Genomic DNA, 4,499 nt, shown 5'->3' with positions numbered 1-4,499 from the left:
CGCCAGCATAACGTTGCTTGCTCAAACAAGAAGACGATCAGAAAACAAGGAGGAAGTGATGGACGACCTCCGCTTTGCCGAGCCGATCACGTTGAAATTCCAATCCAGCGAGCGCAAGGTCGCCAGCAGTTGAGAAGCCATCGAATGCATGCGCCAGCAGTGGCCGGACCGTGCACGCGGCCGGAGTTGGCGCGCCGCCTATCGGACCTGCCGCGACGCGCTCGACGGTTGGCGTACCGCGCGTGATGCGCGCAAGGCCTTCGTCAGGGCGGCGCGCAAGGCTGGATTGCTCGCATGGGCCCGCAAGCCTGTCGACCACACCGGCTAGCCCGGATCCCCGCCGATATTGTGAGATCCAAAACAAGTGGGGAAGGCAGCTGCCTTGCCCCTACTTCGGAGACTTTGTCCGCTGTCTAGCGGCTGATCGGCTCGCTCCTCAGTGGACGGTGATAATGCCGTTTACGGCCCGCCATTCGGAGGGCTGGATCAGGTGGTGATGGGCGACGCGCACCGAATGCAGCGGGCCTTCGATCTCGCCCTCCCAGAAATCGAGGAAATGCTTCAGCGTCGGGAAATCGGGGGCAATATCGTATTCCTGCCAGATATAGAGCTGCAGCAGGCTCCGATGATCGGGCAGGCGGTAGTGGATCTCCGCCGTGGTGAGGCCAAACCCTTGCATCTGGAGCTGAAAGTCCCTGCTGGTCATGCGAGCTGTCCTTTTCAATGAACCTCAGTCTGCAAAACGCCTCGCCTTCCACATAGGTTCCAGCCCGCCGCGAGCGGCTCCGGTAACGGACCGATTTTGGAAATCCCGCTAAAATTTCAAGCGTCATCGCGCTGGCAACGGCGGATGTGCGAGCAATTACAGCGCATTGGCACTCTCCGGTGTCGAGTGCTAAAATTTTTGCGCGATCCTCTTGAAAGCTGAAAAAAGCGCGACTAGTTCGTATGCGCGCGATGCCTGATGAAAGGGGTCGCGTACCCCGTGCCGGGCCGATTATTGCCGGTCCGGTCAGGAGGATCTTCGAAAATCTGTGTGTCCCGAGAGGAGAACGACATGACGTTCCGTCCATTGCACGACCGCATCCTGGTCCGCCGCATCGAGGTCGACGAGAAGACCGCCGGCGGCATCATCATCCCCGACACCGCCAAGGAGAAGCCGCAGGAGGGCGAGGTCATTGCCGCCGGTCCGGGCGCGCGCGACGACAGCGGCCAGTTGCAGCCGCTCGACGTCAAGGTCGGCGACCGCATCCTGTTCGGCAAATGGTCCGGCACCGAGATCAAGCTCAATGGCGAGGATCTGCTCATCATGAAAGAGAGCGACGTGCTGGGCGTTATCGAGGGCGCCGGCGAGATGAAGAGGGCCGCCTGAGCGGGGCCTGAACAAGCATTCCAGTCAACGAAAAGCTGCCTATTCGAAGGAGTGATCCAATGGCTGCCAAAGATGTGAAATTTCATACCGAAGCCCGCGAGAAAATGCTGCGCGGCGTCGATATTCTCGCCAATGCGGTGAAGGTAACGCTCGGTCCCAAGGGCCGCAACGTCGTCTTCGATAAGTCGTTCGGCGCCCCGCGCATCACCAAGGACGGCGTGACTGTCGCCAAAGAAATCGAGCTGGAGGACAAGTTCGAGAATATGGGCGCGCAGATGGTGCGCGAGGTCGCCTCGAAGACCAGCGACACCGCCGGCGATGGCACCACGACCGCGACGATTCTTGCTCAGGCCATTGTCAGGGAAGGGGCCAAGGCGGTCGCTGCCGGCATGAACCCGATGGATTTGAAGCGCGGCATCGACAAGGCGGTCGACGTCGTCGTCGCCGACCTGAAATCCAATGCCCGCAAGGTGACCAGGAACGACGAAATCGCTCAAGTCGGCGCCATCTCTGCCAATGGCGATGCCGAGATCGGCCGCTTCCTCGCAGAGGCGATGGAAAGGGTTGGCAATGAGGGTGTTATCACTGTCGAGGAAGCCAAGACCGCTGAGACTGAGTTGGAAGTGGTCGAAGGCATGCAGTTCGACCGTGGCTACCTCTCGCCCTATTTCATCACCAACCAGGATAAGATGCGCGTCGAACTCGAAGAACCTTATGTGCTGATCCACGAGAAGAAGCTGTCCAACCTGCAGGCCATGCTTCCTGTGCTCGAAGCCGCCGTGCAATCCGGCAAGCCGCTGTTGATCATCGCCGAGGACGTCGAAGGCGAGGCGCTGGCGACGCTGGTCGTCAACAAGCTGCGCGGCGGCCTGAAGGTTGCGGCCGTCAAGGCGCCGGGCTTCGGTGATCGCCGCAAGGCCATGCTCGAAGACATCGCAATCCTGACCGGCGGCACGGCGATCTCGGAAGACCTCGGCATCAAGCTCGAGAACGTCACACTGGAGATGCTCGGCCGCGCCAAGAAGGTGCTGATCGAGAAGGAGAACACCACCATCGTCGACGGTGCCGGCCGCAAGGATGAAATCCAGGCGCGCATCAGCCAGATCAAGGCGCAGATCGAGGAAACCACCTCCGACTACGACCGCGAGAAGCTGCAGGAGCGGTTGGCCAAGCTCGCTGGCGGTGTCGCCGTCATCCGCGTCGGCGGCTCGACCGAGATCGAGGTCAAGGAGCGCAAGGATCGCGTCGACGACGCCATGCACGCCACACGCGCGGCGGTCGAGGAGGGTATCCTGCCCGGCGGCGGCGTGGCGCTGCTGAGGGCGGCGAAGGCGCTCGATAACGTCGTCGTCGACAATCCCGATCAGAAGACCGGTGTCGACATCGTGCGTCGCGCCATCGAAGCGCCGGTGCGCCAGATCGCCGAAAACGCCGGTGCGGAAGGTTCGATCATCGTCGGCAAGCTGCGCGAGACGACCGACTTCGGCTATGGCTGGAACGCCCAGACCAACGAGTTCGGCGACCTGTACGGGCAGGGCGTCATCGATCCGGCCAAGGTCGTGCGCACTGCGCTGCAGGGTGCCGCCTCTGTTGCCGGCCTGCTGGTGACGACCGAGGCGATGGTGGCCGAGAAGCCGAAGAAGGAAACGCCCATGCCTCCGATGCCCGGCGGTGGCGGCATGGACTTCTAAGGTCAGGCTTTCAAAGCGAGACTTCGAAACGGCAGATGGACCGTGTCCGCCAGAAGCGGGCACGGTTTTGCCGGTCCGGGGAACTGACGCTGAGCAGGTGTTGCCATGGATATGACGGACAGTTTTGGAAAGATCGCGGCGCCGACCCGCCCGAAGAACGATTTCAACTATGAAACCGATTGCAGGGCGGCGCTAGCGCCTTTGGTCGACGGGTTGCTGGATATGGCTGAGTCGGCCGGCTGGGACCGCCGCAAGGCGGCCTACACACTGATGTTTCTGGCGGCTCAACGCGTGGGAGCCGGCATGGAGGAGCGCAAATGATCGCGGCGCGGATGCGCGATTGCCTGCTCTAGTGGGGCGATTGGCAGCTTCGCCGACAGCGCTCTAAGCCATCGGCAGCAGCCGGCGCATGATCAGCGAGGCGCGGCCTTCCACGCCATGCGCGGCCTCCCTGCGCTCGACCACTTCGAAGCCGTGCTTGCGATAGAAGGCGATTGCGCGGTCGTTGCCCTCGATTACTTCCAGCGCGATGCTGGGAATACCCGCATGCGCGGCAAGAACGGCGAGCAGCAGGTCGGCGGCAAGGCCGGTGCCGTACTCGCCTTTGTCGATATGGAGCCGCTCGAGCATGACCTCGCCCTTGTCGTCCATCGCCGCCATCGCGTAGCCGGCGAGCGAGCCGTCAGCCCGCTCGGCGACGAAGGACATCTTGCTGTCGTCCCTGAGCTCGGCCGCCAGCCGCTCCGGCGCGTGCTTCTCATCCGACAGCCGTGCCGTAGTCTCGGCACCCAGGATCGGCGAATAGGTGTAGCGCCAGGATTGGCCCAGCAGAAGCGACACCGCCGGCACGTCCTGTTCGGTCATGGTCGTTATTTGAGTCATTGGCACCTCACCTCAGAAACCTGCCCTTTGAGCGGAGATGTTCGGCAGGACAGAGAGGTGCTGTCCCACCGACCCTGCACGGCCGAGTTCAGCTCACATCCGCGCCGGCCACGATTACGATGTGCTGACAGACATTATCGATATCGCGAATGACGTCGTCGTTCCAGAAGCGCAGGATAGTCCATCCGCTGCTCTCCAAATAGGCGCTGCGTATCCTATCCCGCTCGGTGTGCTCAGCGTCGGCGTGCTGGCTGCCATCGACCTCGACGACGAGGCCGTGCGTCGGACAGGCAAAATCCACAATGTAGGGCCCAATCGGCACCTGCCGGCGAAAGCTCAAATCCATCAGCCGATGCGCGCGAAGCTCATTCCACAGTTTCAGCTCGGCGTCGGTCATCACGCGACGCATGGATTTTGCATTCTTGCGCTGGCGTGACGGAACGAGATCGTGCCCCACTAGGCGCCCCTGTCTTCGTGATTGGCGAAGTCATGGGTGACGGCCGATCTCCCCCCTGTTTGGACCGGGGACATCGCGAACAGGTGTGCGAGGACAT

At 62.1% G+C, this 4,499-nt stretch carries 7 protein-coding genes; 4 read left to right on the top strand and 3 right to left on the bottom strand.

Annotated features, from left to right (window positions below; genetic code table 11):
• Nucleotides 1-139 precede the first annotated feature (139 nt).
• The gene (locus E5W70_RS28440; protein ID WP_292664639.1) at nt 140-328 is read left to right on the top strand and encodes a DUF982 domain-containing protein; all 189 of its coding nucleotides are present in this window, start codon (nt 140-142) and stop codon (nt 326-328) included.
• A 108-nt stretch (nt 329-436) separates the two neighbouring features.
• Here the strand turns inward: E5W70_RS28440 and E5W70_RS28435 are convergent, their stop codons facing one another.
• Entirely contained in the window at nt 437-706 is a 270-nt protein-coding gene (locus tag E5W70_RS28435) for an usg protein (protein ID WP_292664632.1), read from the bottom strand.
• A gap of 351 nt (nt 707-1,057) precedes the next feature.
• Between E5W70_RS28435 and E5W70_RS28430 the strand changes: the two genes are divergently transcribed.
• The 3 genes from E5W70_RS28430 to E5W70_RS28420 all read left to right on the top strand — a co-directional run bounded on the left by E5W70_RS28430 (nt 1,058) and on the right by E5W70_RS28420 (nt 3,384).
• Nucleotides 1,058-1,372 (top strand): co-chaperone GroES, encoded by a 315-nt coding sequence (locus E5W70_RS28430; protein WP_023718103.1) that lies wholly within the window; start codon nt 1,058-1,060, stop codon nt 1,370-1,372.
• A 59-nt stretch (nt 1,373-1,431) separates the two neighbouring features.
• On the top strand, nt 1,432-3,063 hold the full coding sequence (gene groL, locus E5W70_RS28425) for a chaperonin GroEL (RefSeq protein WP_292664631.1): 1,632 nt from the start codon (nt 1,432-1,434) through the stop codon (nt 3,061-3,063).
• A gap of 105 nt (nt 3,064-3,168) precedes the next feature.
• Nucleotides 3,169-3,384, top strand: coding sequence for a hypothetical protein (locus E5W70_RS28420; protein ID WP_292664630.1), 216 nt, complete (start codon nt 3,169-3,171; stop codon nt 3,382-3,384).
• Nucleotides 3,385-3,447: 63 nt separating this feature from the next.
• Here E5W70_RS28420 and E5W70_RS28415 read toward each other — a convergent pair whose 3' ends face one another.
• Both E5W70_RS28415 and E5W70_RS28410 read right to left on the bottom strand, forming a co-directional pair.
• A complete protein-coding gene (locus E5W70_RS28415) occupies nt 3,448-3,945 on the bottom strand; it encodes a GNAT family N-acetyltransferase (RefSeq protein WP_292664629.1) in 498 nt (165 codons plus the stop codon).
• 88 nt (nt 3,946-4,033) lie between these two features.
• The gene (locus tag E5W70_RS28410) at nt 4,034-4,402 is read right to left on the bottom strand and encodes an endonuclease domain-containing protein (protein ID WP_292664628.1); all 369 of its coding nucleotides are present in this window, start codon (nt 4,400-4,402) and stop codon (nt 4,034-4,036) included.
• Nucleotides 4,403-4,499: the final 97 nt, after the last annotated feature.

The organism is Mesorhizobium sp., from assembly GCF_005063415.1.
GTDB lineage: Bacteria > Pseudomonadota > Alphaproteobacteria > Rhizobiales > Rhizobiaceae > Mesorhizobium.
This window is presented reverse-complemented; position numbering and strand designations above follow the sequence as displayed.